This window comes from Micromonospora sp. NPDC049047 (assembly GCF_040649135.1).
Lineage (GTDB): Bacteria > Actinomycetota > Actinomycetes > Mycobacteriales > Micromonosporaceae > Micromonospora.
The window spans coordinates 145,470-172,049 of sequence record NZ_JBEZEY010000012.1; the positions used below are offsets into that span (position 1 = coordinate 145,470).

At 72.0% G+C, this 26,580-nt stretch carries 22 protein-coding genes; 9 read left to right on the top strand and 13 right to left on the bottom strand.

Annotated elements, in window-relative coordinates:
- Window positions 1-49 precede the first annotated feature (49 nt).
- The 5 genes from AB0B86_RS20445 (at window position 50) to AB0B86_RS20465 (ending at window position 5,555) form a co-directional block, all read left to right on the top strand.
- Window positions 50-652, top strand: coding sequence for a PadR family transcriptional regulator (locus tag AB0B86_RS20445; RefSeq protein ID WP_357419260.1), 603 nt, complete (start codon window positions 50-52; stop codon window positions 650-652).
- Window positions 649-1,383, top strand: a complete 735-nt coding sequence (locus AB0B86_RS20450; protein WP_357409096.1) for an ABC transporter ATP-binding protein — start codon at window positions 649-651, stop codon at window positions 1,381-1,383. The genes AB0B86_RS20445 and AB0B86_RS20450 overlap by 4 nt, the downstream gene beginning before the upstream one ends.
- Window positions 1,380-4,145, top strand: coding sequence for an ABC transporter permease (locus AB0B86_RS20455; RefSeq protein ID WP_357419263.1), 2,766 nt, complete (start codon window positions 1,380-1,382; stop codon window positions 4,143-4,145). The genes AB0B86_RS20450 and AB0B86_RS20455 overlap by 4 nt, the downstream gene beginning before the upstream one ends.
- 79 nt (window positions 4,146-4,224) lie before the next feature.
- Window positions 4,225-4,725 carry a nitroreductase/quinone reductase family protein gene (locus AB0B86_RS20460; protein WP_357409099.1) on the top strand — a complete coding sequence of 167 codons (501 nt, stop codon included), beginning with the start codon at window positions 4,225-4,227 and terminating at the stop codon, window positions 4,723-4,725.
- Between the two features lie 92 nt (window positions 4,726-4,817).
- Window positions 4,818-5,555 (top strand): nucleotidyltransferase domain-containing protein, encoded by a 738-nt coding sequence (locus AB0B86_RS20465; protein ID WP_357419266.1) that lies wholly within the window; start codon window positions 4,818-4,820, stop codon window positions 5,553-5,555.
- A 6-nt stretch (window positions 5,556-5,561) separates the two neighbouring features.
- On the opposite strand, the gene AB0B86_RS20470 is transcribed toward AB0B86_RS20465, so the two are convergent.
- Entirely contained in the window at window positions 5,562-6,275 is a 714-nt protein-coding gene (locus tag AB0B86_RS20470) for a VIT1/CCC1 transporter family protein (RefSeq protein WP_357409103.1), read from the bottom strand.
- Window positions 6,272-7,129, bottom strand: coding sequence for a type I methionyl aminopeptidase (gene map, locus AB0B86_RS20475; RefSeq protein ID WP_357409105.1), 858 nt, complete (start codon window positions 7,127-7,129; stop codon window positions 6,272-6,274). Before map ends, AB0B86_RS20470 begins: the two co-directional genes overlap by 4 nt.
- A gap of 95 nt (window positions 7,130-7,224) precedes the next feature.
- Here map and AB0B86_RS20480 point away from each other — a divergent pair, with 95 nt between their 5' ends.
- Window positions 7,225-7,539, top strand: coding sequence for an STAS domain-containing protein (locus AB0B86_RS20480; protein WP_357409107.1), 315 nt, complete (start codon window positions 7,225-7,227; stop codon window positions 7,537-7,539).
- A 31-nt stretch (window positions 7,540-7,570) separates the two neighbouring features.
- On the opposite strand, the gene AB0B86_RS20485 is transcribed toward AB0B86_RS20480, so the two are convergent.
- From AB0B86_RS20485 to pcaF, 11 genes are all read right to left on the bottom strand, one after another.
- On the bottom strand, window positions 7,571-11,230 hold the full coding sequence (locus AB0B86_RS20485; RefSeq protein WP_357409109.1) for a SpoIIE family protein phosphatase: 3,660 nt from the start codon (window positions 11,228-11,230) through the stop codon (window positions 7,571-7,573).
- Window positions 11,231-11,423: 193 nt separating this feature from the next.
- Window positions 11,424-11,975, bottom strand: a complete 552-nt coding sequence (locus tag AB0B86_RS20490; RefSeq protein WP_357409111.1) for a pyridoxamine 5'-phosphate oxidase family protein — start codon at window positions 11,973-11,975, stop codon at window positions 11,424-11,426.
- 47 nt (window positions 11,976-12,022) lie between these two features.
- On the bottom strand, window positions 12,023-12,706 hold the full coding sequence (locus AB0B86_RS20495; protein WP_357409113.1) for a gamma-glutamyl-gamma-aminobutyrate hydrolase family protein: 684 nt from the start codon (window positions 12,704-12,706) through the stop codon (window positions 12,023-12,025).
- Between the two features lie 20 nt (window positions 12,707-12,726).
- Window positions 12,727-13,494 carry a 3-oxoacyl-ACP reductase gene (locus tag AB0B86_RS20500; protein WP_357409115.1) on the bottom strand — a complete coding sequence of 256 codons (768 nt, stop codon included), beginning with the start codon at window positions 13,492-13,494 and terminating at the stop codon, window positions 12,727-12,729.
- A 5-nt stretch (window positions 13,495-13,499) separates the two neighbouring features.
- Window positions 13,500-14,855, bottom strand: a complete 1,356-nt coding sequence (locus AB0B86_RS20505) for an aldehyde dehydrogenase family protein (RefSeq protein ID WP_357419272.1) — start codon at window positions 14,853-14,855, stop codon at window positions 13,500-13,502.
- A gap of 116 nt (window positions 14,856-14,971) precedes the next feature.
- Window positions 14,972-16,336: a glutamine synthetase family protein gene (locus tag AB0B86_RS20510; RefSeq protein WP_357409119.1), complete on the bottom strand. Its 1,365-nt coding sequence runs from the start codon at window positions 16,334-16,336 to the stop codon at window positions 14,972-14,974.
- Between the two features lie 116 nt (window positions 16,337-16,452).
- Complete coding sequence (locus tag AB0B86_RS20515; protein ID WP_357409121.1) at window positions 16,453-18,039, bottom strand: amino acid permease; 1,587 nt, start codon at window positions 18,037-18,039, stop codon at window positions 16,453-16,455.
- A gap of 379 nt (window positions 18,040-18,418) precedes the next feature.
- Window positions 18,419-18,919 carry a DUF456 domain-containing protein gene (locus AB0B86_RS20520; protein ID WP_357409123.1) on the bottom strand — a complete coding sequence of 167 codons (501 nt, stop codon included), beginning with the start codon at window positions 18,917-18,919 and terminating at the stop codon, window positions 18,419-18,421.
- A gap of 55 nt (window positions 18,920-18,974) precedes the next feature.
- The gene (locus AB0B86_RS20525) at window positions 18,975-21,140 is read right to left on the bottom strand and encodes an EAL domain-containing protein (protein WP_357409125.1); all 2,166 of its coding nucleotides are present in this window, start codon (window positions 21,138-21,140) and stop codon (window positions 18,975-18,977) included.
- A 5-nt stretch (window positions 21,141-21,145) separates the two neighbouring features.
- Window positions 21,146-21,958 (bottom strand): SAM-dependent methyltransferase, encoded by an 813-nt coding sequence (locus AB0B86_RS20530; protein ID WP_357409127.1) that lies wholly within the window; start codon window positions 21,956-21,958, stop codon window positions 21,146-21,148.
- 95 nt (window positions 21,959-22,053) lie between these two features.
- Window positions 22,054-23,259 carry a 3-oxoadipyl-CoA thiolase gene (gene pcaF, locus AB0B86_RS20535; protein ID WP_357409129.1) on the bottom strand — a complete coding sequence of 402 codons (1,206 nt, stop codon included), beginning with the start codon at window positions 23,257-23,259 and terminating at the stop codon, window positions 22,054-22,056.
- 106 nt (window positions 23,260-23,365) lie between these two features.
- Here pcaF and AB0B86_RS20540 point away from each other — a divergent pair, with 106 nt between their 5' ends.
- The 3 genes from AB0B86_RS20540 (at window position 23,366) to AB0B86_RS20550 (ending at window position 26,514) form a co-directional block, all read left to right on the top strand.
- Window positions 23,366-24,331 (top strand): glutathione S-transferase C-terminal domain-containing protein, encoded by a 966-nt coding sequence (locus AB0B86_RS20540; protein WP_357409131.1) that lies wholly within the window; start codon window positions 23,366-23,368, stop codon window positions 24,329-24,331.
- The gene (locus tag AB0B86_RS20545) at window positions 24,324-25,001 is read left to right on the top strand and encodes a DUF998 domain-containing protein (protein WP_357419281.1); all 678 of its coding nucleotides are present in this window, start codon (window positions 24,324-24,326) and stop codon (window positions 24,999-25,001) included. The genes AB0B86_RS20540 and AB0B86_RS20545 overlap by 8 nt, the downstream gene beginning before the upstream one ends.
- A 220-nt stretch (window positions 25,002-25,221) precedes the next feature.
- A complete protein-coding gene (locus AB0B86_RS20550; protein WP_357409195.1) occupies window positions 25,222-26,514 on the top strand; it encodes a dicarboxylate/amino acid:cation symporter in 1,293 nt (430 codons plus the stop codon).
- Window positions 26,515-26,580: the final 66 nt, after the last annotated feature.

Consider the following 26,580-nt stretch of genomic DNA (forward strand, 5'->3'; position numbering starts at 1 on the left):
GTTCCACTCCGGTTGCGGCGCGCATACCAGGTATGCATACTCCGTTGCCATGTCCATCCGTCACGGGTTGCTCGCCCTGCTCGAACGCGGCCAGATGTACGGCTACCAGCTGCGCGCCGCGTTCGAGGAGTCGACCGGCTCGACCTGGCCGCTGAACATCGGGCAGGTGTACACCACGCTGTCCCGGTTGGAACGCGACGGCCTGGTCCGCCCGCTGCCGGAGAGCGAGGCCGGGCAGCGGCCGTACGAGATCACCGACGCCGGCCGGGCGGATCTGGCGCTCTGGTTCGCCACCCCGGTCAGCCGCAACGACAGGCCCCGCGACGAGTTGGCGATCAAGCTGGCGCTGGCGCTGACCACCCCCGGGGTGGACGTCCGCTCGGTGGTACAGGCCCAGCGCAGCGCGACGATGCGGGCGCTGCAGGAGCTGACCCGGTTGAAGTACGGCAGCAACCGGCCGGAGGACCTCCCCTGGCGCCTCGTGCTGGACTCGATGGTGTTCCAGGCCGAGGCCGAGGCCCGCTGGCTGGACCACTGCGAGACCAGTCTGGTGCGGCACCAACCCAGCGGCCCGCCGCCTCCCCCACCCGGACCGGCTGACGCCGACGCGCGGGACGCGGCGCGTTGGGCCGACGAGGAGGCGCGACGGTGAGCGGATCGGACGACGCGGTGCTCGAGCTCCGCGCCGTCCACCGCACCCACGGCGCCGGGCCGGCGGCGGTGCACGCGTTGCGCGGGGTCAGCCTGGTCGTCCGGCCCGGCGAACTGGTCGCCGTGATGGGCCCGTCCGGCTCCGGCAAGTCGACATTGCTGGCCCTCGCCGGCGGGTTGGACCGGCCGACCGGCGGGGAGGTCCGGGTGGAGGGGCACCCGCTGGGAGCGCTTGACCGTCGCGGGCTGGCCCAGCTGCGCCGCCGGCGGATCGGTTACATCTTCCAGCAGCTCAACCTGCTGGGCAGCCTGAGCGCTGTGGAGAACGTGGCGCTGCCGCTGGAGCTCGACGGCGTCAGCGGACGTCGGGCCCGGACGCTGGCGATGGCCGCGCTCACCGAGGTGGGCCTGCCCGCATTCGGCGACCGTTTCCCCGACCAGCTCTCCGGCGGGCAGCAGCAGCGGGTGGCCATCGCCCGCGCGCTGGTGGGCGAACGTCGGCTGGTGCTCGCCGACGAACCCACCGGAGCCCTGGACTCGCAGACCGGCGAGGCGGTGCTGCACCTCCTGCGCCGCCGGATCGACGCGGGGGCCGCCGGAGTGCTCGTCACCCACGAGGCCCGACATGCCGGCTGGGCCGACCGGGTGGTGTTCCTGCGCGACGGCGTACTTGTCGACACGACGGCACCGCTGGGCAGTGTCGAGCAACTGCTCTCCGGCAGCGATCGGTGACCGCCCGCCGTACCCGACCGGGTCCTGCCCGGATCGACACCGCCGCGTCGGCACCTGCCGCACCGCGGGTGCGGGTCGGTCGGCGGCGGTTCGCCGAGCTGACCGGCTCCTGGCGGGCGGCGTTGCGGATCGCGCGGCGGGAGTCGCGCCGGGCCCGGCGTCGGACCGCCCTGGTGCTCGCGATGATCGCCCTCCCGGTGGCCGTGCTGGCCTTCCTGGCCGCCAGCTACGACATGGCCGAGCTGACGCCGCAGGAGCAGGTGGATCGCCAGCTCGGCGTGGCCGACGCGGAGCTGCGCTGGGTCTCCGACACCCCCGTGGAGCAGGACGAGTGGGGTGACGGCTGGTCCACCCGGGACGGTCAGCAGCCATCCGCGGCCCGGGCCACCGCTGCCCAGGTGAGCACGCTGCTCGGGCCGGGCAGTCGGGTCACCGAGGTGCGCACCGGCATCCCGCTGACCCTGCGGGGCCCGCATCGCGACGAGGACGTGGAAGGGCGGGTGCTCGACCTCGCTGACCCGTTGGCCCGCGGCCTGGTGCGCTTCCGGGCGGGCCGGGCACCCGAGCAGTCCGGCGAGGTCGCGGTGAGCCCCGCGGCGCTGCGCCGCCTGGACCTGCGCCTCGGTCGTGCCGTGGCCCTCGCCGACGGGAGCAGGGCGTACACCGTGGTGGGGGTTGTCGAGTTTCCCGACAATCTCGGCCCGGTGGTGGCGCTGCATCCGGGCACGGTGCCACCGACCAGTCCCCCACCGGAGAGCAGCTGGCTGGCCGACGTGCCCGGCACCATCGATGCCGCGCTGGTGACCCGACTCAACGACCGGGGTGTGGTGGTCGCCGCCCGCCCCCCGGCCGACGAACGGAAGCGGCTCTGGCTCGGTCCCATCGAGCCGGGCGAAACCACCGACCTGGGCACCAGCGTGCTGATCGCCGGCCTCGGGCTGCTGGAGGTCGTGCTGCTGGTCGGGCCGGCCTTCGCGGTCGGCGTCCGGCGCCGACGGCGGGAGCTGGCGCTCGTCGCGGTGGCCGGCGGGGATGCCGCCCAGCTTCGTCGGGTCGTGCTGGCCGACGGCGTGGTGCTGGGGGTGCTGGGCGCCGCCGCCGGTCTGCTGGTCGGCGTCGGCGCGGCGTTCGCCGGTCGTCCGCTCGTGGAGCAGTACGTCTTCCACGCCCGCTTCGATGGGTACCGGTGCTGGCCGATCGCGCTGGTGCTGCTCGCTGGGGTCGCGGTGCTGGCCGGGGTGCTCGCCGCGCTGGCACCGGCCTGGACCGCCGCGCGGCAGGACGTCAGCGCCGGCCTCGCCGGGCGACGCACCCCACCGGTGTCCCGTACCCGGTGGTTGGCCATCGGGCTGTCGCTTGTGGTCGGTGGGGCGGGGTTGGCGGCGTTCGGGGCCGCCCGTACCTCCGCGCCGGTGATCCTCACCGGTCTGATCCTCGGCGAGTTGGGCCTCGTGTGCTGCACGCCCACCCTGATCGGCGCGCTCGCCCGGCTCGGCCGGGCGTTGCCGTTGGCGCCGCGGATCGCGCTGCGGGACGCCAGCCGCAACCGCGCGTCCGCCGCGCCCGCCATCTGCGCCGTGATGGCCGCGGTGGCCAGCAGTGTGGCGCTCGGCGGCTTCCTGGCCAGCACCGACGCCCGTAATGTGCGCGGCTACCGGCCGATGCTGCCGCCCGGCCACGTGCTTGTCTACGCTGGCGAATCGGCTCGGCAGCCCACGCTCAGCCAGTTCGCCGCCATGGCCCGGGACCACTTGGGCGCCCACTCGGTCGCCCCGATCAACACGCTCCGTTGTCCAACTGGTTACTGCGACGTCGTGGCGGAGCTGCCGCCCGCGCAGGTCTGCCCCTGGCAGCCCGGGGACGACCTCTCCGAGGCGCACCGTCGGCAGGCGCGGGCCGACCCGCGTTGTCAGACCAACCCGATGGGTTACGACGGTAGCTACGTGCAGGCGGGGGTGTATGACGGGGCCGCGCTGCCGCTGCTCACCGGTGCGGACCCGGCGACGACCGCCACCGCCACCGCCGTGCTGCGTGCCGGCGGCGTGGTGGTCACCGATCCGCGCTACCTGCACGACGGCCTGGTGACCGTACGCGTGAACGAGATGGATCCCATGACGGACCGGCCGCGCGCCGTCGCCGACTTCCCCGGGTACGCGATGCCCGGCGTGGTCAGCGGTTCCCAGCTGCTGCTCTCCGCGTCCGCGGCCCGCCACCTCGACCTGACCTGGTCACCTGTCGGTTGGGTGCTCGGCGCTGACACCCCGCCGGACCGGCATCAGCAGGAGCGCTTCGTCAGCGCCCTGCGCCCCTTCGGCACGTTCTCGTTGGTGGTGGAGGACGGCGGTGGTTCGCGCGACATCTCACCGTTGCCGCTGCTGCTCGCGGCGGCGGCCGGGGTCATCACGATGGGTGCCGCGGGGATCGCCACAGCGCTCGCCGCCGCCGAGGGACGCGCCGAGCTGACCACCCTCGCGGCCGTCGGAGCGGCGCCGGCGCTCCGCCGGATGCTGGCGATCTGCCAGGCGGGGGTGATCGCCGGCCTGGGCTCGGTGCTCGGCATCGTGGCCGGGCTGGGCACCGCCGCGATAGTGCTGTTCTCGGTGAACCGGCAGTACGCGAACGACTGGCCGGTGCCCGACCAGTACCCGTACGTGGTGCCGTGGCCCGCGCTGGGGGTCCTGGTCCTGGTGCCGATCGTGGCGATGCTCGGGGCGGGTCTGTTCACCCGCGCCCAGCTGCCGATCGAACGGCGACTGGACTGACAGCCGCGTGACCACCCGGTCGGCAAGCCGGCGCGTACGGGGGTGCCGGCGGGGGCCGGCAGCCGGCACACTGATCCGCGTGTCAGTGCTCGGAACCCTCACCCGTCGAGTCGGTCATCACCGCTGGTTCGGCGCCGCCGCCCGACTGCTGGTCCCCGCCGACCGGGTGGTCGGTCGACTCACCCGGGGACGGGTGGTGGCGCTCGGCCTGATCCCGTCCCTGGTGATCACGACGACCGGCCGCCGCTCGGGTAGGCCACGCAGCAACCCTCTGCTCTACGTGCCCGACGGCGACGCCTACGTGGTGATCGGCTCCAACTGGGGCCAGACCCACCACCCCGGCTGGGCGATGAACCTGCTCGCCGATCCCGCCGCCGAGGTGCAGCTGAAGGGCCGGCGGATCCCGGTGCGGGCCGAGCGGGCGTCCGGCGCCGAACGGGACCGGCTGTGGCAGCTGTTGGTCGCCGAGTGGCCCGCGTACCACACGTACGTGCGGCGGGCCGGCGGCCGGGAGATCCACATCTTCCGGCTCGTGCCGACCGGGCGCGGCGTGCCGACCGGTCCCCCGTCGGCTGGCTAGGCTGACGCTCAGTCGCGAACAGAGGCGGTTTCCGTGAGCGCGAGCAGTCAGCCGGGGTGGCGATCCCCGCGGTCGCGCACCGGGGCGGCCGGATGAGCGCAGGCGATGACCGGGTCGCTGTCGACCGGGGCCTCGACGACGGTCGGTGGGCGGTCGCGGCACGGGTCGGCGAGGCGGTCCGCCGGCGCTTCCCGGCCGATGTGCTCGCGGTCGCGGTGCACGGGCCGCTGGCGCACGGTGACGACGACGGCGGCGGGGACCGCGAGGCGGGTCTGCTGGTGGTCACCTACCGGCACCATGCCGGCCCGAAGCCGGCGACCCGACGCGTGGACGGGGTGCTCGTCGATCTGACCGTGGCCGCCGCCGAGGACTACCTGGCGCAGGCCCGGGTGATCTCCCCGCTCTGGCCGCTCACCGCCGATCGGTACGTCACGACGCAGCCGTTGCACGATCCGACCGGTTGGTTGCGGACGCTGCGCGACGAACATCTGGGCCGGTTGGCGCGGGCCCGGCCGGCGGAGTTCAGCACCGCGGCCCGGCAGGCCTGGTATCGGGGTAGCGCGGCGCACGCACGGGCCGCCCGGCTCGCCGAGTGGTACGAGACCGACCAGGCCCTGCTGATGCTCGGTGAGGCCCGGTTGGCGGCGGCCACCGTGACGGGCCTGCTGAGTCGCACCTACTACCGGGATCCCGGTGACGCGGTACGGCGCACCGGGTTGGCCGGCGCGGACATGACCGAGGTGGGGGTGGTGCTCGGTCGACAGGCCGAGGAGTTGGCAGCCCGTGGTCGGGCGGTCGACGGCACGATCGACGACCTGCTCAGCGGTTGACCTGTCTCACACCCCGCCCGGTACGCCGACCAGCATGCCGACCAGGTAGGTGGCGGCGGCGGCCGCCGCGCCCAGCAACAGTTGCCGCAGCCCACTGGTCCACCACGGGCGTTGGGTGAAGCGGGCCACCACCGCTCCGGCGGCGAACAGCCCGAGCCCGCCCACGCCGAGGGCCAGCCACAGGTCGGTGGCGCCGAACAGGTAACTCAGTAGCGGCACCAGCGCGCCCACCGAGAAGAACAGGAACGACGAGATCGCCGCCGCCCACGGGCTGGGCTGGTCGTCAGGGTCGACGCCCAACTCCTCGCGGACGTGCACCCGCAGGGCCTCCTCGGGGTCGCGCCGCACCGCTTCGGCGACCTGGGTCGCCAGGTCCCGGGGAAGACCCCGGGCCACCCAGGCGTCGGCCAACTCCCGGGCCTCCGCCTCGGGGTGCCGTTCCAGTTCCCGTCGCTCCTTGGCCACCTCGGCGGCGACCTGCTCGTTTGCGGAGCGCACGCTCGTGTATTCGCCGAGCCCCATCGAGATCGCGCCGGCCACCAGGCCGGCGGTGCCGGTGAGCACGATGTTGCGCGGGGACACCCCGCCGCCGCCGACACCGGCGATCAGGGCGATGTTGGTGACCAGACCGTCCATCGCACCGAAGACGGCAGGGCGTAGCCACCCGCCGGAGACGTCCGCGTGGTGCGCCTCGCGCAGCGCCGCTGGGGTGTCGGTCACGGCAGGGTCAGGATCTCGTGGCCGTCGTCGGTCACCACGATCGTGTGCTCGAACTGGGCAGTCCACTTCCGGTCCTTCGTGACCACTGTCCACCCGTCGTCCCACATGTCGTACTGGTAGGTGCCCAGGGTGATCATCGGCTCGATGGTGAACGTCATGCCCGGCTCCATGATGTCGGTGGGCCGCGGGCTGTCGTAGTGCGGCACGTAGAGCCCGCTGTGGAACGCCTCACCGATGCCGTGGCCGGTGAAGTCGCGGACCACGCCGTAGCCGAACCGCTTGGCGTACGACTCGATGACCCGGCCCACCACGTTGATCTGGCGGCCCGGGACGACCGCGCGGATGCCGCGCATCATCGCCTCGTGGGTCCGCTCGACAAGCAGCCGGGCCTCCTCACTCACCGCACCGACGCAGAAGGTGGCGTCGGTGTCGCCGTGCACCCCACCGATGTACGCGGTGACGTCGACGTTGATGATGTCGCCGTCCTGCAGGACCGTGGAGTCGGGGATGCCGTGGCAGATGACCTCGTTGAGGCTTGTGCAGCAGGACTTCGGGAAGCCCTTGTAGCCGAGCGTCGACGGGTACGCGCCGTGGTCGCAGAGAAACTCGTGCACCACCCGGTCGATCTCGTCGGTGGTGACGCCGGGCTTGCAGTGCTCACCGGCGAGCTGGGTCGCCTGGGCGGCGAGTCGGCTGGCGACCCGCATCTTCTCGATGGTTTCCGGCGTCTGCACGTGCGAGCCGCGCCACTGGACGGGGCGCTTCTTGCCCACGTACTCCGGTCGGGCGATCTGGGACGGCACCTGACGCATCGGGGAGAGCGTGCCAGGTGTCAGCGGCGGACGGACGGTCATACCGTCAGCCTATCGCCGGGAGCGGTGGTGACCCTCGCCACGGCCGCTCCGGGGAGGTTGTTGCCCCGCAAGTATCGCTGTGCCATCGTGTCTGGGTGGATCAAGGGGGAGCACCACCCGTCTTCACCGCCAGCGCGGAGATCGACGGCAGTCACCTCCAGGTGGTGGTGGCCGGTGAGGTCGACATGGCCACCGCCGACACGATGCTCCAGACCGCGCTGCGCGAGCCCGCCGAGCGGATCACCCTCGACCTGAGCGCCGTCACCTTCTTCGACTCGGCCGCCATCCACGCCCTGGTCCGGCTGGCCCAGCAGTTTTCGGGCGTGCTCACCGTCCTGCCGTCGCGGCAGGTCCGCCGGGTGCTGGAGATTTCCGGCCTGGGCGAGCAGAGCTGGCTGCGGCCCGACTGAGACGCCGACCCGGCCGCCGCCGGGCGCCCGGTCAGCTCCGCAACTCCCGGCGCAGCGTCACCTCGGTGCCCTCGTCGGTACGCCGCACCGACAGCTCACCCAGCGCCCTGATCAACGCCAGGCCACGCCCCCGGAACCCGGAACCTGTCGACTCACGCCACTGCCCGCTGTCGCGCACTGTGGCGGTCACCGTCCGACCCTCGATGGCCACCTCCACGCTTATCACCGCCTCGGCGGGGTGGACCGGATGTTCGATGGCGTTGGCCGCGGCTTCGGAGACCGCCACGGTCAGGTCGAACACGTCCGTCTCGTCGACCGCGTGGGCGACGAGGAAGTCCTCCAGGCGCTTGCGCAGCACGCTGAGCCGGGTCGGGTCCGCCGGCAGCCGCAACGCGAAACGGTTCAGCTCGGCCGCTTGGAGGGCGAGGACCGCCACGTCGTCGCGGCGCGGACGCCCGTCGACCCGCTCGACGACCGCGTCGATCAGGTCGGCGACGTGCTCGCTGGGGGTCGCCGCGTCGACGCACAGCTGGGCCAGCGCGGCATCGATGCCGAGCTGACGGTCCTCGATCAGCCCGTCGGTGTAGAGCACAAGCCGGTCGCCGGACGCCAATTCACCCTCGACCGTCTCGTACCTCGCTCCGGGGATAGCGCCGACCGGTGGGCCGAGCGCAGGGCCGTGCAGGAACGACACCTGACCTCCGCTGATCAGCAGCGGGGACGGATGGCCGGCGCTGGCGTACCGCAGCCGGCCGGTGCGCGGGTTGAACAGCAGACAGACCACGGTCGCGAAGGAGCGGCCCTCGGTGGAGCCGACCAGCCGATTGAGCCGGGTCAACGACTCGCCCGGGTCGTAGCCCTCCAGCAGGTAGGCCCGCAGCGCGTTGCGCAGCTGCCCCATCGCCGCGGCGGCCTGGACGCCCTTGCCGACCACGTCGCCGATGACCAGGACCAGGTTGTCGTCCTCGACGGTCATGGCGTCGTACCAGTCACCGCCGACCTCGACGCCGGTGGTGCCGGGTAGGTACCGGCTGGCCAGCACCGCTCCGGGCAGCTGCGGCAGCGACCGGGGCAGCAGGCTGTGCTGCAACGTGGTCGCGATGCGGTGTTCGGCTTCGTAGAGCTGGGCGTTCTCCAGACGGACCCCGACCAGGCGGGCCAGTTGGGTAAGCGCGGCGTCGTCGGCCGGTGCGCCGTCGCTGGCCGGGCGCCAGACCCGCAACTCGCCGAGCGGCTCGCCGGCGGTGCCGGTCAGCTCGGCCACGAAGGACGGGGCGGTGGCGGTGGCGGCGCCGGTGTCCGCCTCGGACCGGGCCCCGCTTGTGGTGACCACCACCCGCGCGGCTTCGACGAGGCTCAGCGCGTGCCGGGCGGCGACCTGCAACACGTCGGCGGTGGACCGGGCGGTGTTCACTGCCACCGCCGCGTCGGCAAGCGCCCGGAGCCGACGGATGATCTGGTCGCGGACCTGCCCCAGCTCGACGTTGGCCCGGACCCGTGCGATCAACTCCTGGCCGGAGAACGGCTTGGTGAGGTAGTCGTCGGCACCGGCGGAGAGGCCGGCGACGGCCTCCGCGGAGCCGGCCCGGGCGGAGAGCAGCACGATCGGCACATGACGGGTACGCGGATCCGCGCGCAACGCGCTCACCAGCCCGAATCCGTCAAGTCGGGGCATCATCACGTCGCTGAGCACCAGGTCGAAGCCGCCGTCGCGGGCCAGCGGCAGGGCATCCAGCCCGTCGCTCGCGGTGACCACCTCCCAGATCGGGGAGAGCAGTCTGGTGACGTGCTCACGCAGGTCCACGTTGTCGTCGACGACCAGGATCCGGCCGGCCGGAGCGCCTGCCGTGGGCCGATCGTCGAACCCGGGCGTTGGTGCGACACCTGTCCACAGCGCGGTTTCGGCCACGTAGAGCCGGGCCTGCTGGGGCTCGTCCGGCGGTCGCGGGTCGAAGGCCGCGACCCGGTCCACGGGCAGGTGCGCCGTGCCGAACGGAACGCTCACCGTGAAGGTGCTGCCCTCGTCGAGCTGACTGGTCACGCCGACCGTGCCGCCGTGCATCTCGACCAGCTCCCGGACCAGCGCCAGCCCGATCCCGGTGCCCTCGTGGGTGCGGGCGCGCACCCCGGGCACCCGGTGGAACCGCTCGAAGACGTGCGGCAGTTCGTCCGGCAGGATGCCGATGCCGGTGTCGGTCACTGTCAGTTGGGCCACGCCGTCCACGGCCCGGACCCGCACCCGGATCTCGCCGTCGAAGGTGAACTTGACAGCGTTCGACACCAGGTTGAGGACGATCTTCTCCCACATGTCCCGGTCGACGAAGACCGGCGCCGGCAACGGCGGACAGTCCACCACCAGCCGCAACCCGGCCCGTTCGGTCGCCGAGCGGAAGGTGCTGGCCAGTCGTGTCGTGTAGCTGGCGAGGTCGGTGGGCTGATAGCGGGCGGTGAGTCGACCGGATTCCAGTCGGGAGAAGTCCAGCACCGTGTTCACCAGTTTGAGCAGGCGCAGCGCGTTGCGGTGCATCATGGTGAGTCGGTCGGTGTCGGCCGCGGACAGCGCCGGGTCGGCGAGCATGTCCTCGAGCGGGCCGAGCACCAGGGTCAGCGGGGTGCGGAACTCGTGGCTGACGTTGGCGAAGAAGTTGGTCTTCGCCAGATCAAGCGCCGCCAGCTCGGCGGCGCGGGCCCGCTCCTGTTCGTACGCCCGCTGGGTGCCGGCCGCACGGGAGATCTGGGCGGCGACCAGCTCCAGGAAGTCGCGGTAGTCGTCATTGAGCGGAAGCTGGCGGGCCACGCCGACGACAAGCACGCCGACCGTCTGGTTGGTCGCCGTGAGCGGTAGCACGAGGGCCTGGTCGGCGGCGTCGACCGGCGGCCGATCGAGCAGATCAGCCACGTCGACGGTCGCGGGCGCGGTGTCGGCGGCGACCCGGGCCAGCAGCTCGGCGGGATCGCCGAGAGTGGCCGGGCCGGTGCCGGTGGAGCCGGCCAGGGAGAGTCGACCGCTCTCGTCGGCCAGGTAGATAAGGGCGAAGGGCACGTCCGCCTGGTGCCGGCCGAGCACTCCGGCGACGGTCCGACCGAGTTCGGCGGCGCTGCCCGTGTCGGTCAACTCGGCACCCAGTTCGGCGAGTGCCCGCAGTCGGCGCTCGCCGAGGACCCGTCCGGTGGTCTCGTTGACGACGCAGTAGACCCCACTTACCGAGCCGTCCTCGCCCCGGATCGGGTCGTACGAGACGTTGAAGTAGGTCTGCTCGACGAAGCCGTGCCGGTCCAGCAGGAACGGGTGGTCGTCGCCCCGGTAGGAGCGCCCGGTGCGTCGTACGCCGTCGAGCAGTGGGCCGAGCACCGACCAGGTCTCCGACCAGTGTTGGCGGGCCGGTTGGCAGAGCACGTCCGGGTGCTTGCTGCCGATGGTCGGGCGGTAGGCGTCGTTGTAGAAGGCGAGCTGCTCCTCGCCCCAGAACATGACGATCTGCGCGCTGGAGGCCAGCATCATGCCTACCGCATTGGTGAGCGCCAGCGGCCAGCGGCTGGGCTCGCCGAGCGTTGCCGTGGACCAGTCGAAGCGGCTCAGCCGCTCGCCCATCTCGCCCCCGGCCGCGAACGCCGCCGCAAGCATCGGAGGAGCCGCTGGTCCGGGCGCGACGGACTGCCCGATGTCCGCACCCCCCTGGGCCGAGCTCATACAGCCTCCCGCTCCGGCCGGCACCCCGCGACCGTTGATCTTTACCCGCCGTGCCTCGACTTGTACCCCAGCGGGCCAGCAACGTAACGCAATACGACGGTTGGGCGCTGTTCACCCCGACCCGAGCCGTCGGGGACCGGACAGTACGGGTGTGCACCGGCGTCGAACGGCCGTCGCCAGCACGCCCGGCGGGTCAGAAGACGGGCAGCCCGTCGATGCTCGCCGCGTTTTTGGTGGCCCGGTAGACCGCCAGGTCCTCGGCGGTACGACGGGAGTGTGAGGTGAGTAACAGGTCGCGTTCGGCGCGGAATTCCATGAATGGCACCGCGTACCCGCAGGAATCGCTCACCCGTTCCACCTCGACGGTGATCACGGCGCGGACGGCGTGCACGTCCGGCGGCGCGGGAAACTCGGCGAGCCGGGCGGCGAAGTCGTCGTCGGTCACCGCGACGCTGTGGCCCCGGCCCTGCAACCGGACGATCTTCGGCGGCCCGTCGAACGCGCAGAACATCAGCGTGATCCTGCCGTTGTCCCGCAGGTGGGCGATGGTCTCCGCCCCGCTGCCGTGATAGTCGAGGTAGGCCACCCGGTGCGGGCCGAGGACCACGAACGTGCCCCGCATGCCCTTCGGCGAGACGTTGACATGCCCCTCGGCGCCGGACGCCGCGGTGGCCACGAAGAAGAGCGGCTGGTCCGCGATGAAGTCACGTAGCCGACGGTCGATCTCCGGATAGACCTTGCCCATGAGGCGATCCTCCCACCCACCCCACCACCCGTCGGGGGCGATCTGGCTCACAGCCGCTCGGCGGCGGCCCGGACCAACGCCGTGATCGGCCGCGGCTCCTCCTCGTTCTCCGGATGCCACTGCACACCGAGCACGAACGGCAACGCCGGATCCTCGACGGCCTCGATCACGCCGTCCGGCGCCCACCCGGTGACCGCGAGTCGACCGGGATCAGCGACGGCCTGGTGGTGGTACGAGTTGACCCGGTCCACCCCGGCCAGCACGGTCGCGGCCAGGCTTCCCGGCGTGAACTGTGCCGGGTGGGTCCCGTAGACGCCGGGTGCCGGACGGTGCCCCTCGTGACCGACCACGTCGGGCAGGTGCTGGTGCAGGGTGCCGCCGTAGGCCACGGCAAGTAGCTGCATCCCCCGGCACACGCCCAGCACCGGCAGTTCGGCGGCGAGCGCGGCGGCCAGCACCACCAGCTCACCGGCATCCCGGTCCGGTCGGTCCTCGGTGCGCGGGTGGTGCCGCTGGCCGTAACGCCCCGGACCCACGTCCGCGCCACCGGCCAGCAGCAGCCCGTCGAGGACGGCCACCACGTCGGCGTCCACGTCGTCCGGCGGCAGGACCACCGCGCGGCCACCCGCGGCCGTCACCGCCCGCGGGTACGCCGCCGGCACCAGCACTGCCGGTACGCCCCGCCAGACCGCCCAGTCGGCGGGCTCGACGTACGCGCTGATCCCGATCAACGGTCTACGGACCGGCGCGCTCACAGCGGTGTGACGTACGCGCCGGTGATGCCGCCATCCACAACGAACTGCGCGGCGGTCATGAACGACGCGTCGTCGCTGGCCAGGAAGGCCACCGCGGCGGCGATCTCCTCCGGTTGCCCGAACCGGCCCATCGGCACGTGCACGAGCCGGCGGGCGGCCCGTTCCGGATCGGCGGCGAACAGCTCCAACAGCAACGGGGTGGCGACCGGGCCGGGGCAGAGCGCGTTCACCCGGATCCCCTCGCGGGCGAACTGCACACCCAGCTCCCGGGTCATCGCCAGCACGCCGCCCTTGCTCGCGGTGTACGCGATCTGTGACGTCGCCGCGCCCATCAGCGCCACGAACGACGCGGTGTTGATGATCGAGCCCTTGCCCTGCCGGCGCATGTGCGGGATCGCGTACTTGCAGCAGAGGAAGACGCTCGTGGTGTTGACCCGGAGCACCCGCTCCCACGCGTCGAGGCCGGTGTCCAGGATGGAGTCGTCGTCCGGCGGGGAGATGCCGGCGTTGTTGAACGCGATGTCCACCCGGCCGTGCCGGTCGGCCACCCCGTCGAACAGGTCGCGGACCGCCGACTCGTCGGCCACGTCGGTGGCCACGAACTCGCCACCGCACTCCTCGGCGGCCCTCGTGCCAGCCGCTTCGTCGATGTCCACGCAGACCACCCGGGCCCCCTCGGCGGCGAACCGCCGCACGGTGGCCAACCCGATGCCGCTGCCCGCTCCGGTGACCACTGCCACCCGGTCCTGCAACCGACCCTGCACAGGCGTCACTCCTTCGTCGCGATGAACACGTTCTTGACGTCCGTGAACGAGTGCAGTGCGTCCGGGCCCAGCTCACGGCCGAGCCCGGAGCGCTTCATCCCGCCGAACGGGGTCCAGTAGCGCACCGAGGAGTGCGAGTTGACGCTCAGGTTGCCGGACTCGACGGCGCGGGCCATGCGCAGGGCGCGGCCGACGTCCCGGGTCCAGATCGAGCCGGAGAGGCCGTACTCGGTGTCGTTGGCGAGCCGGATGGCGTCGGCCTCGTCGTCGAACGGGAGTACCGAGACCACCGGGCCGAAGATCTCCTCCCGCCAGTGCCTGTCGGCTGGCGAGTCGGCGAGCAGCACAGTGGGCGCGTGCCAGAAGCCGGGGCCGTCCGGGCAGGAGCCGGTGAAGGCGACAGTCGCCCCGGTCAGGTAGCCGGCGACCCGGTCCCGCTGGGCGGCGGAGATCAGCGGACCCATCTCGGCGGTGTCCAGGGCGGGGTCCTCCACCCGCACGGCGCGTACCGCTGGTTCGAGCAGTTCGAGGAAGCTGTCGTACACCTGGCGTTGGACCAGGATCCGCGACCGTGCGCAGCAGTCCTGGCCGGCGTTGTCGAAGACCGCGCCCGGCGCGGTCGCGGCGGCGCGTTCCAGGTCGGCGTCGGCGAAGACGATGTTCGCGCTCTTGCCGCCCAACTCCAGGGTGAGTCGCTTCACCTGCGCCGCGCAGCCGGCCATGATCCGGGTGCCGACCTCGGTGGAGCCGGTGAAGCAGATCTTGCGGACGGCCGGGTGGCTGACGAACCTCTCCCCCACCACCGCGCCCTCGCCCGGTACGACTGTGAACACGTCGTCGGGCAGGCCCGCCTCGCGGGCCAGCTCGGCCAGCCGCAGCGCGGTCAGCGGGGTCAGCTCGGCGGGTTTGAGCACCACAGTGTTGCCGGCGGCGAGGGCCGGGGCGAACCCCCAGGCGGCGATCGGCATCGGGAAGTTCCACGGCACGATCACGCCGACCACACCGAGCGGTTCGTGGAAGGTGACGTCCAGGCCGCCCGGCACCGGGATCTGCCGCCCGGTCAGCCGCTCCGGCGCTCCGGCGTAGTAGTCCAGCACGTCGCGGACGTTGCCGGCCTCCCACCGGGCGTTGCCGATGGTGTGCCCGGAGTTGCGGACCTCAAGCGCGGCCAACTCGTCCAGGTGCGCGTCGACAACAGCGGCGAACCGCCGCAACAACCGCCCCCGATCCCCCGGCGCGACCCTCCGCCACGCCTCGAACGCCCGCCCCGCCCGAGAGATCGCCAAGTCAACCTCGTCAAGAGACGCCCCCGGAACCTCCCGAAACCCAACCCCAGAAGCCGGATCAACAACCAAAGCCACGCCCCCACCGCCCCTCGCCGTCGATCATGGAGTTGTGGTGCCCCACAAAAGCCGCAATCCACCGCACTTCGGTCACCACAAGTCCATGATCGACGCGGGCATCCCCGGGCGGGTCCTTAGAGGCGCTCGAAGCCACGGGTCAACTCCCAGTCCGTCACCGCGGCGTCGAAGGCGGCCAGCTCCACCCTCGCCTGGTTGGCGTAGTGGGCGACCACCTCCGCGCCGAACGCCTCTCGCGCCACACTGGACGCCTCCCAGAGGGCCAGGGCGTCGCGCAGGGTGCTGGGGACCCGCTCGGCCTGCGGGTCGTCGTACGCGTTGCCGGTGCACTCCTCGCCCAACTCCAGCTCCCGCTCGATGCCGTGCAGGGCACCCGCGACAAGCCCGGCGATCGCCAGGTACGGGTTGACGTCCGCGCCGGGCACCCGGTTCTCCACCCGCATGCCCTGCCCGTGCCCGACCACCCGCAGCGCGCAGGTGCGGTTGTCCACGCCCCAGCGCAGCGCCGTCGGGGCGAACGAACCGGGCTGGTAACGCTTGTAGGAGTTGATGTTCGGGGCGAACAGCAGGCTGAACTCCCGCATGGTGGCGAGCAGCCCGGCGAGCACCCGCTGGCCGGTCTGCGACAGGTGCGCCGGCCCGTCGCCGAGCATCGCCGAGTCACCGTTTGTGTCACGCAGCGAGAAGTGGATGTGGCAGGAGTTGCCCTCCCGCTCGTTCGGCTTGGCCATGAAGGTGATCGCCATCCCCTCCTGGGCGGCGATCTCCTTCGCGCCGTTCTTGTAGATGACGTGGTGGTCGGCGCAGGCCACCGCCTCGTCGTACCGGAAGGCGATCTCGTGCTGGCCGAGGTTGCACTCGCCCTTGGCGCTCTCCGGTGTGAGGCCGGCGGCGGCCATCTCGGTGCGGATCCGGCGCAGCAGCGGCTCCACCCGGGCGGTGCCGAGCAGCGAGTAGTCCACGTTGTACTGGTTCGCCGGGGTGAGGTCGCGGTAGCCACGCCGCCAGGCGTCCTCGTACGAGTCGCGGAACAGCACGAACTCCAGCTCGGTGCCGGCGTACGCGGTCAGCCCGTGCCCGGCCAACCGGTCCAGTTGTCGGCGCAGGATCTGTCGGGGCGAGGCGACCACGTCGCCGGAGCCGTCCAGCCAGGTCAGGTCGGCCAGCAGCAACGCGGAGCCCGGCTGCCAGGGCATCCGGCGCAGGGTGGCGAAGTCCGGCACCATCGCGAAGTCGCCGTAGCCGCGTTCCCAGCTCGACATCGCGTACCCGTCGACGGTGTTCATGTCGACGTCCACGGCGAGCAGGTAGTTGCAGCCCTCGCTGCCGTGCTCGACCACCTGGTCCAGGAAGAAGGGCGCGTGGAACCGTTTGCCCTGCAACCGGCCCTGCATGTCGACAAGGGCGAGCACCACCGTGTCGATCTCGCCCTCGGCGACGGCTACCCGCAGTTGTTCAAGCGTGAACGGAGCTTTCCTCATGCGCGGGCCTCCATCACCAAGGTCTACTGGCAAACCGGATCACCGTCAATGCCCCGGGCGCGGTGGGCGGCAAACCCGGCGGGACGGCAGCAACAACACGCCCCGCCGGGTCCGGGTCAGGCCGGGCCGTCGACCGGCGCCGGGTCGACCGCCGGCACCGGTTCCTCGACGGTACGCACCGGACCGGTGAACCAGGTGCGGGCCGAGGCGTACCACCAGACGGCGACGACAAGCAGCACCCCGCCGACGGCGAGTGGCGCGTAGTTCACCGCCGACCAGGTGAACCCGTCGTTGCCGGGCACCCCGGCGGGCACGATCGGCAGCACGAAGTAGACGGCGATGATGGCGATCTCGATCACCGCGATCCAGCCGAGCAGCTTGTACCTGCGCCCCAGCGTCCACGGGCCGGGCACGAACCTCTCGCCCATCCGCAGCCGCAACGCGATGGGGATGAGGAAGGACAGATACAGCCCGAGGACCGCGACCGAGACCACCGCGTAGAAGGCGATCGGAATGCCGGCCGCGCTTTCGTAGAGCGCCGGCAGGGTCAGCACCAGGCCGGCCAGTGTGGCGCCGATGATCGCGTTGACCGGGGTGCCGTTGCGGTCGACCGTCGACCAGAGCCGCCACCCCGGCACCGCCCGGTCCCGGCTGAACGCGTACGCCATCCGGCTCATCGACGTCACGCAGCTCATCCCGCAGAAGAACTGCCCGATTGTGGAGATGATGATGACGATCTTGAAGAAGACCGGCGTCAGCGCGGACTCGAAGATGGCACCGGAGAAGCCGCCCGCCGCGTTCACCGCCTCGACGTCGGTGGCCGCGAAGAGGAACGCCAGCAGCAGGATCCAGCCGCCCACCGCCGAATAGAAGATCGACTGCCACAGCCCCCGCGCGGCGGCCTGCGACGCACCCCGGGTCTCCTCGGACACGTGCGCGCAGGCGTCGAAGCCGGTGATCGTGTACTGGGTCAGCAGGAAACCGAGCGGCAGCACGTAGAACCAGAACGTCAGCCCGCCGATGTCCCCGTCGCCGAAGCCGGAGTTGTTGAAGCGCTCGGTGAACACGAACTGGAAACTCTGGTGGTTGTCGGGCACCAGGACCAGGATGGCGACCACCACTGCCGCGCCGGCCACGTGCCACCAGACCGAGACGTTCTGGAGTACGTCGATGATCCGGTGTCCGAAGATGTTGATCAGGCCGTGCAGGATCAGGATGACCACGAAGAGCACGAACGCCTGCCGGAGCGTCCCGGCCCAGCCGTCGAAGAGCGCCGACAGGGTGAGGTTGAGAAACGTCGCGCAGCCGTAGTCGACCGAGGCGGTGACCGCCACCAGACCGATCAGGTTCAACCAGCCGGTGAACCAGCCGTGCACCGGGCGACCCATTGTCGCCGCCCACCAGTAGATCCCGCCCGCGGTCGGGTACGCCGACACCAGCTCGGCCATGCAGAAGCCGATGATCAGGATGAACAGCGAGATCAGCGGCCAGCCCCAGGAGATGGCGACCGGCCCGCCGTTGTTCCACGCCTGGCCGAAGGTCGTGAAGCAGCCGGCCAGGATCGAGATGATCGAGAACGAGATGGCGAAGTTGGAGAAGCCACTCCACTTGCGGCGCAGCTCCTGTTTGTAGCCGAGTTCGGCGAGCCGTCGGGCGTCGTCGTCCATCGGTTGCTCGGCGGTTGGCACAGGTGTCGTTGCCACTGCACACCTCCCTGAGGTGGTTCCGCGTGCGAGTGCGCAAAGTGTCGTCCCGGCCGATCAAGGCGGTCAATACACGCGCGGCGGGAATGTCGCCGCCGGCGGCTAATTGTGTTGCCCCGGCGGCCACCCCGCCCGCATCCTTGAGCCCGTGACCAGGCCCGATCGCAGGGCTTACCCCCGGGCGCTCGGACCGCCCGGACCGCGGCGGCGCGGGGCACAACCTCTCTCTCCGTGCGGCGCTCCGCCGTGCCCGGCAGGTGCCCCGCGCCCCCGACCCGTCACGACGAGCCCGGCCGCCCGGCGGGCAACTCGACGAGCATTCCCGACCGGGCCGTGCCGCCTGCGTACCGCCCGAACTCGTCCGACCGAGGGTCGCGGGTCAGGTCAGCAGCAGGCCGGCCAGCCACAGCGCGGCAATGACCAGACCTGCGGTGAACTCGACGAGCATCGACAGCCCGGCTGCCTTGATCGCCTGGACGGTGGACGGCCAGGCGAGCTGGTTGCTGCCGAGCCGCAGTCGCTCCGCCGCCCACACCCCGCCGACGAAGCCGAGCACCAGCCCCACGACCGGCACCACGAAGAACCCGACGATGCCGAGCACCCCACCGGCGAGCAGGGTGGACGTCGGCACACCTGTGCGTTTCAGGTTCCGGCCGGGCCACGCGTACTTGATCACGGTGCCGCCCGCCGCGACCACCGTGGCGGCGGCGAACACGGCCCAGCCACCCACGCCCGCGGCGCCGAAGACCGCCCAGAGCAGCACACCACCCCAGCACAGCGGCAGCGCCGGCAGGCCGGGCACCACCACGCCGGCCAACCCGGCCAGGATGGCCAGCCCGGCCACCACCGTCACCACGGTCTGCGAGTCCGTCAGACTCACCTCGCCACCTTCCATCGCCGCCAGCGGTGCTTACCGAACCGTCGCGCTCCCCCGCTCACGCTGTCGCCCCGCCGCGGAGCCGAGCGGTGATCGCGTCGGCCGGGGCCGGGGCGCCGAAGTACCGGCCCTGCCCGGTGTCGCAGCGCAGCGCCCGCAGCCGCTCCGCCTGCACCCCGGTCTCCACCGCCTCGGCGGTGACCCACAGCTCCAGGGCGTGCGCCAGCCGGACCAACGCGTCGACGATCCGCTCGTCGCGGTGGTCGGCCGCCACGTCGGCCCCGTCGGCCCGGATGCCCTCGACGAACGGGCCGGCCAGCTTCAGGCAGTGCACCGGCAGCCGCCGCAGGTACGCGAGGTTCGAGTAACCGGTGCCGAAGTCGTCGACGGCCAACCGGACGCCGAGCGCGGCCAGTCGGTGCAGGCTGCGTAGCGGCTCATCGGCGCTGCCCATCACCGCGCTCTCGGTCAGCTCCAGCTGAAGCAACTCGGCGGGCAGCCCGCTGGTGTGCAGCGCGTCGGCCACGGTGTCCACGATCGCCGGGTCGTCGGCCTGGCGCGCGGCGAGGTTGACACTCACCACCAACCTGGCGTCCGGGAAGTCCCGCCACCACCGCTCGGCGTCATGACAGGCCTGCCGCAACACCCACTCGCCGAGTCGGACGATCAGGCCGGTCTCCTCGGCCAGGTCGATGAACCGGTCCGGCCCGATCAGGCCCAACTCCGGGTGCTCCCAGCGGACCAGCGCCTCCACCGCGAGCATCCGACCCTCCAACAGGGACACGATCGGCTGGTAGTGCAGCACGAACTCACCCTGGTCGAGTGCGGCCGGCAGGCCGGCGATCAGCGCCGACCGGGCGATGTCCCGGGCGCCGCGCTCCGGGTCGTAGACCGCCCACCGGCCCCGACCCGCCGCCTTGGCCCAGTAGAGCGTGGTGTCGGCGGCCTTCATCAGCTCCGATGCGGTGGTCTCCGTGGCCGGGCACTGCACGATCCCCACACTTGCCGACACGGCGAACTGGTGGTCACCGACGTGCACCGGGACCGCGACGGCGGCCAGCGCGGCCTCCGCGACGGCCACCGCGTCGTCGATGTCGTCGCCGCCGTCGACCAGGATCACGAACTCGTCGCCACCCATCCGGGCGACCAGGTGGCCGTGGTCGGCCACGCACGCGGTCAGCCGGTGCCCGATCGTCACGAGCAGTTGGTCACCGAGGTCGTGGCCGAGGCTGTCGTTTATCGCCTTGAAGCCGTCCAGGTCCAGGAAGCACACCCCGACCCGCCGGCCGCCCGCCGCGTCACCGAGCACCCGACCCAGCGTCTCGAAGAACAACGTCCGGTTGGGCAGCCCGGTCAACGGATCGTGCAGCGCCTGGAAACGCAACCGCTGCTGGAGCTCGTGCCGCTGGGTGATGTCCTCGATCATCGCCACGGTGAACCGGGGTCGACCGTCACCGTGCCGGATCAGTGAGACGGCCAGGTCCGTCCAGACCACCGAGCCGTCCTTGCGGTGGTAGCGCTTCTCCACCCGGGCCGCGTCGTGTTTGCCCTCGATCAGCTCCTGGTACAGCTCCCACATCCCGGCGGCGTCGTCGGGGTGGGACAACGCCGACACGTTCGTCCCCCGCAACTCGGCGATCGAGTAGCCGAGCATGTCGGCGAACGCGTGGTTGACGTCGATGATCAGGCCGTCGATGCCGGCGATGCCGATCCCGATCGCCGCGCCGGTGAAGACCGCCCGGAACCGGGCCTCGCTGTCGCGCAGCGCCTGCTCGACCTCGTCCCGCGCCTGCCAGGCCGACCTGGCGATCCGCTCCTGCTGGCTGAAGGTACGGTCGCGCAGCGCACCGGCGTACCCGGCGGCGAGTCCGCCCTGCACCGCCGCGATCCGATCGGCCAGGTCCGCCGGCCGGTCGACGGCGCTCAGCACCCGGCGCGGGAAGTCCACCCCGAGGGCGTGCAGCGTCCAGCTCAGCGCCTCCGGCTCGGCGAGGTGCGCCTGCACCAACTCCCGCCCGACCTCGGTGGCGGGGAGGGCACTGAACGGCTCGGCCCGCACCGCCTGGGCCAGCCGGATCGTGTGCGCCAGCAGCAGCCGCTCGGTCTCGGCCGCGCTCAGTGGCACGAACCCGAGGCGGCGTACCGCGCGGGCCCAGTCGGCTGCGAACCCCTTGACGTCGGCCCGGCCGGCGTCGACCCCGGCGGAGTCCCCGACGGCGGCCACGTCGGTCAGCCGGCGGGCTGGTCGTACCGGGCGACGCCGCCGAAGGCGCCGAACCGCTCCGGGTGATCGTCCACGTCGGACGGCGAGTCGGGACGCCAGAGTGGCATGTGCACCACACCCGGTTCGAGCACCGTCCAGTCGCCGAAGAAGCCGGTGACCTGTGCCCGGGAACGCAGGGTGATCTCGGTGGCCGTACGCGCCGAGAGCCGCTGGGCGTCGAGCATCTCCTGCGGCTGGTCCTCGAAGGTGCTGTGCGAGACGACCAGGAAACTGCCCGGCGCCGCGACGGCCCGCAGGGTGGCCAGGATCTCCTCGGGCCGGTCGCCGTCCGGGACGAAGTGCACCACCCCGGCCAGCAGGATGCCCACCGGCCGGCTGAAGTCGATCAGCCCGAGTTGCCGGGTCTCGGCGAGGATCCGCTCCGGCTCGCGCAGGTCGGCGTGGATGACGCCGGTCAGCTCGTTGCCGGCGAGCAACTCCCGGCTGTGCGCGACGGCCACCGGGTCGATGTCGACATACACCACCCGGGCCTTCGGGTTGACCGCCTGGGCCACCTCGTGCACGTTGCCGACGGTGGGAATTCCGGAGCCGATGTCGAGGAACTGGTCGATGCCGGCGTCGAGCAGCACCCGCACGGCCCGCCGCAGGAACTCCCGGCCGGAACGCATGGTGGCGGCGAGATTCGGGGTCATGCTGGCGATCTGCTCGGCCAACTGCCTGTCGATCTCGAAGTTGTGCGCCCCGCCCAGGAAGTAGTCGTACACCCGGGCCGCGCTGGGCCTGGTCAGATCGATCTCGGTAGGCAGTCCATCCGGCATCAGCGTGCTCCCCAGTTCATCGCCGCGGCGCGGGACGGCGCCGGCAGGCGTACGCGAGCACCGGCCGACCCGCGGGTCGTGTGGTGTGGACCACTCTAGGCGGCTGACTCCAGCAACAGCGAGATGCCTTGACCGACGCCGATGCACATGGTGGCCAACGCCCGGCGACCGCCACGGCGACGCAGCTCCAGGGCGGCCGTCAGCGCCAGCCGTGCGCCGCTGGCCCCGAGCGGGTGCCCGAGCGCGATGGCCCCGCCGTTGGGGTTGACGTGGTCGGCGTCCACCGGCAGACCCAGCTCCCGCAGCACCGCCACGGACTGCGCGGCGAACGCCTCGTTCAGTTCCACCACGTCCAGGTCGCCCACCTCGACGCCGAGCCGGGCGAGCAGCTTGCGGGTGGCCGGCACCGGGCCGATCCCCATGATCCGGGGCGGCACACCGGCCACCGCCGCACCGCTGACGCGGGCCAGCGGGGTGAGGCCGTACCGGTGCACCGCCGCCTCGCTGGCCACCAGCAGCGCGACAGCGCCGTCGTTGACGCCCGAGGAGTTGCCCGCGGTGACGGTGCCGCCCTCGCGGAACGGGGTGGGCAGCGCTGCCAACTTCTCCAGCGACGTCTCCCGGGGGTGCTCGTCGACAGCGACCAACCGGGTCTCCCGGCGACCGGCCGGCACGGATACCGCCACGATCTCCTCGGCGAACCGGCCGTCGGCCTGCGCCTTGGCCGCACGCTGCTGGGAGCGGTACGCGAAGGCGTCCTGCTCGGCCCGGCTGACGCCGTACTCGGCGGCCACGTTCTCCGCCGTCTCCGGCATCGAGTCGACCCCCCACCCGTCGCGCATCAACGGGTTCACCAGCCGCCAGCCCAGTGTGGTGTCGTACACCTCGGCCGACCGGGAATACGGCGACGTCGCCTTCGGCATCACGAACGGCGCCCGGCTCATGCTCTCCACCCCACCGGCGATCATCAACTCCGCGTCGCCGGCCACGATGGCCCGGGCCGCGGTGGCGAGGGCGTCCAGCCCGGAGCCGCAGAGCCGGTTGACGGTGCTGCCCGGCACCTCCTGCGGCAGGCCGGCCAGCAGCGCCGCCATCCGGGCCACGTTGCGGTTGTCCTCACCGGCCTGGTTGGCGCAGCCGAGCACCACGTCGTCCACCCGCGCCCAGTCCACCGACGGCTGGCGGGCGACCAGCTCACGGATCACGTGCGCGGCCAGGTCGTCGGGGCGGGCGGGGGCCAGCGCGCCCGCGTACCGGCCGATCGGGGTGCGGACACCGGCCACCAGGTATGCCACGGTCATCGCGAGTCCTTCGGGGTGCAGACGGCGGGGGGTGGGGGGCGCCCACCGGGTCGCGGGGGCTGCCGGCCGCCAGGATATCCGCGCCGGCAACGGATAGGTTGACGGCATGGCTCGGGCCCAGTTCAGCGCAGAGACCAGTGGCGGCGGCGCGTTCGTCCGCCAGCCCAACCGCTTCACCGGGCGGGTCACCGCCGACTCGACCTCCCCGCCCGGCGGCGGCCCGGACGAGCAGGACCGCTGGCCCCTGGAGGCCGGCCGGTACCGGCTGATCTGGTGCCGGGCCTGCCCGTGGGCACACCGGGCGAGGATCGTGCGCGGCCTGCTCGGGTTGACCGACGCGATCTCGCTGGGCACCGTCGACCCGATCCGCGACGAGCGGGGCTGGGCGTTCGCCCTCGACCCGGACGGCTTCGACCCGGTCCTCGGCGTCAGCTTCCTCTCCGAGGCGTACCTGGCCACCGACCCGGACTACACCGGCCGGGTGACAGTGCCGGCGCTTGTCGACACGCTTACCGGTCGGGTGGTCACCAACGACTACCCGCAGCTCACCCTCGACTTCTCCACCGAGTGGCGGTCACTGCACGCGCCCGGCGCACCCGACCTGTACCCGGTCGCGCTGCGCCCGGAGATGGACGCGCTGATGGCCGAGGTCCACCACGACGTCAACAACGGCGTCTACCGGTGCGGGTTCGCCACCTCGCAGGAGGCGTACGACGAGGCGTTCCGGGCGCTCTTCGCCCGACTGGACGCGCTCTCCGAGCGGCTGGCCGGGCAGCGGTACCTGATGGGTGACGCGATCACCGAGGCCGACGTGCGGCTGTTCACCACGCTTGTCCGCTTCGACGCCGCCTACCACGGCCACTTCAAGTGCAACCGCAGCAAGCTGACCGAGATGCCGGTCCTGTGGGCGTACGCCCGGGACCTGTTCCAGACCCCGGGCTTCGGCGAGACTGTGGACTTCGACCACATCAAGCGGCACTACTACGGCACCCACCGGGAGATCAACCCCACCGGCATCGTGCCGCTGGGGCCGGACGAGTCGGGCTGGCGCACGCCGCACGGGCGTGGCTGAGCCGGGCCGTTCCGGCACCACGACCGCGCCGAGGGCCGGCGCGGACGTCGCCCGCCGGGCCGCCGGTGCCGCCGCGGCGGGTTGTGCGCTTGCCGGTGCGGTGGCGGTGACGGTCGCCGTGGTCGCCGGTCCCGGTCCCGGTCTCACCGGGTACGTCAGCGAGGCCGGTATCGCCGGCAGTGGGCACGCCGCGACGTACCGGATCGGGATCCTCGCGCTGGCCGCCGCGTTGCTGCTGATCGGTGCCGCGCTGCCACCCGGGGTGTGGGCGGCGGCACCGGCGCTGCTCGCCACCGGTGCGGTGTTCGCGGCGGTGTCCGGGGCGGTGACCTGCTCCGCCGGCTGTCCGCTGCCGCCCTTCGAGCGAGCCACGACAGCGGATCTGGTGCACGGCGGCGCGAGCATCGCGGCCACCGCGTCTGTGGTTTTCGCGATGCTCGCGCTCGCCGCGTCCGGATCGGCTGGTCCGGCGGTGCGCTGGCTGGCCGGCGGGGCCGCCGCGCTGGCGCTACCGCTCTGCGCGACGGTCGGGCTGGCGATGCTGGTCCTCGGCCGGGGCACGTTCGTGGGCGTGCTGGAACGGCTGGTCCTCGTCCTGGCCGTTGTGTGGGGCATAGCCACCGCGACCACCCTCGCCCTGGCCCGCGGGCGAGGAAGTGCCCCTTCGTGACGGATTGACGGCCGCTGTAAGGAGCCTCACCCCGATAGCCCCTTCCATTGAGCCGGAACAGGCGTAACCTCGCCTAGCGATGACCAATGTCTGGGGCCTCACTGTCCGCCTGTATGTCGATCTCCGACTACAGGCCAGCGGCATCTGTCCGGGCTAGCTGCGCTTCCACGCCTGCCCCGATCAGACCGGACAATTGGATAACTTCCTCATGCCCCTCAGCCTGCGCAAAATCCCCTTCTCCGTGCAGATCCTGCTCGGCCTCGTGCTCGGCGTCGCGCTGGGCTTCGTGGCCCGCTCCAACGACGTGAGCTGGCTGACCAGCACTCTGCACACCGTCGGCAGCCTCTTCGTCCAACTGCTCAAGCTGGCCGTACCGCCGCTTGTCTTCACCGCCATCGTGGTCAGCGTGGTCAGCCTGCGCGGCGTGGCCAACGCCGCCCGGCTCGCCCTCAAGACCCTGATGTGGTTCGGCATCACCGCGCTGATCGCGGTGAGCATCGGCATCGGCCTCGGCCTGCTCACCAACCCGGGCAAGGGCGTGACCCTCGACCTGGGCGGCGCGACACCGCCGAAGAACACCGGCTCGTGGACCGACTTCCTCACCGGCATCGTGCCCACCAACCCGGTCGGCGCGTTCGTCGAGGGCAACGTCCTGCAGATCGTCTTCCTCGCCGTCGTCATCGGTGCCGCGGCCCTGCTCGTCGGTGACGCCGCCGAACCGTTCGTGGCACTGAACCGCGCCCTGCTGGAGATCGTGCAGAAGGCCCTCTGGTGGGTCATCCGGCTCGCCCCGATCGGCACCCTCGGCCTGATCGGCAACGCCGTCGCCTCGTACGGCTGGGACCTGCTGGCCCCGCTCGCGAAGTTCACCACAGCCGTGTACGTCGGCTGCGCGATAGTGCTGTTCGTTGTCTACCCGCTGGTGCTGGTCCTCGCCGGCCGGCTCAACCCGCTGCGCTTCTTCGCTGGCGCCTGGCCGGCGATCCAGCTGGCCTTCGTGTCCCGCTCCTCGGTCGGCACCATGCCGGTGACGCAGCGCTCCGTCGAGCGGCTCGGCGTTCCCCGCGAGTACGCCTCGTTCGCGGTGCCGTTCGGCGCCACCACGAAGATGGATGGTTGCGCCGCCATCTACCCGGCGCTCGCCGCGATCTTCGTGGCCCAGGTCTTCGGGGTGCAGCTCGGCCTCACCGACTACCTGCTCATCGCGTTCGTCTCGGTGGTCGGCTCGGCGGCGACCGCCGGCCTGACCGGCGCGATCGTGATGCTCACCCTGACCCTCAGCACGCTGGGCCTGCCGCTGGCGGGCGCCGGTCTGCTGCTGGCCATCGACCCGATCCTGGACATGATCCGCACCGCCACCAACGTGGCCGGGCAGGCCCTGGTGCCGACAGTGGTCGCCGCCCGCGAGGGCACCCTCGACCGGGTCGCGTACGAGTCCGCCGGTCGGCGTGACCTGATTGAGCCGGAGCCGGTAGTGGAGACCCGCCCCGAGCTGAGTCCTCTTCCCGCCTGACCCGAGTACACCGACGACAGGCCCCTCCCCCAGGGGGCCTGTCGTCGTCTCCGAGAGGATGACCCC

Excerpts from the sequence above, each read along its gene's own strand:
- AB0B86_RS20445 (WP_357419260.1), top strand. The coding sequence starts at position 50 with ATGTCCATCCGTCACGGGTTGCTCGCCCTGCTCGAACGCGGCCAGATG.
- AB0B86_RS20465 (WP_357419266.1), top strand. The coding sequence starts at position 4,818 with ATGAGCGCAGGCGATGACCGGGTCGCTGTCGACCGGGGCCTCGACGAC.
- map (WP_357409105.1), bottom strand. The coding sequence starts at position 7,129 with ATGACCGTCCGTCCGCCGCTGACACCTGGCACGCTCTCCCCGATGCGT.
- AB0B86_RS20485 (WP_357409109.1), bottom strand. The coding sequence starts at position 11,230 with ATGAGCTCGGCCCAGGGGGGTGCGGACATCGGGCAGTCCGTCGCGCCC.
- AB0B86_RS20490 (WP_357409111.1), bottom strand. The coding sequence starts at position 11,975 with ATGGGCAAGGTCTATCCGGAGATCGACCGTCGGCTACGTGACTTCATC.
- AB0B86_RS20510 (WP_357409119.1), bottom strand. The coding sequence starts at position 16,336 with ATGAGGAAAGCTCCGTTCACGCTTGAACAACTGCGGGTAGCCGTCGCC.
- AB0B86_RS20530 (WP_357409127.1), bottom strand. The coding sequence starts at position 21,958 with ATGCCGGATGGACTGCCTACCGAGATCGATCTGACCAGGCCCAGCGCG.
- pcaF (WP_357409129.1), bottom strand. The coding sequence starts at position 23,259 with ATGACCGTGGCATACCTGGTGGCCGGTGTCCGCACCCCGATCGGCCGG.
- AB0B86_RS20540 (WP_357409131.1), top strand. The coding sequence starts at position 23,366 with ATGGCTCGGGCCCAGTTCAGCGCAGAGACCAGTGGCGGCGGCGCGTTC.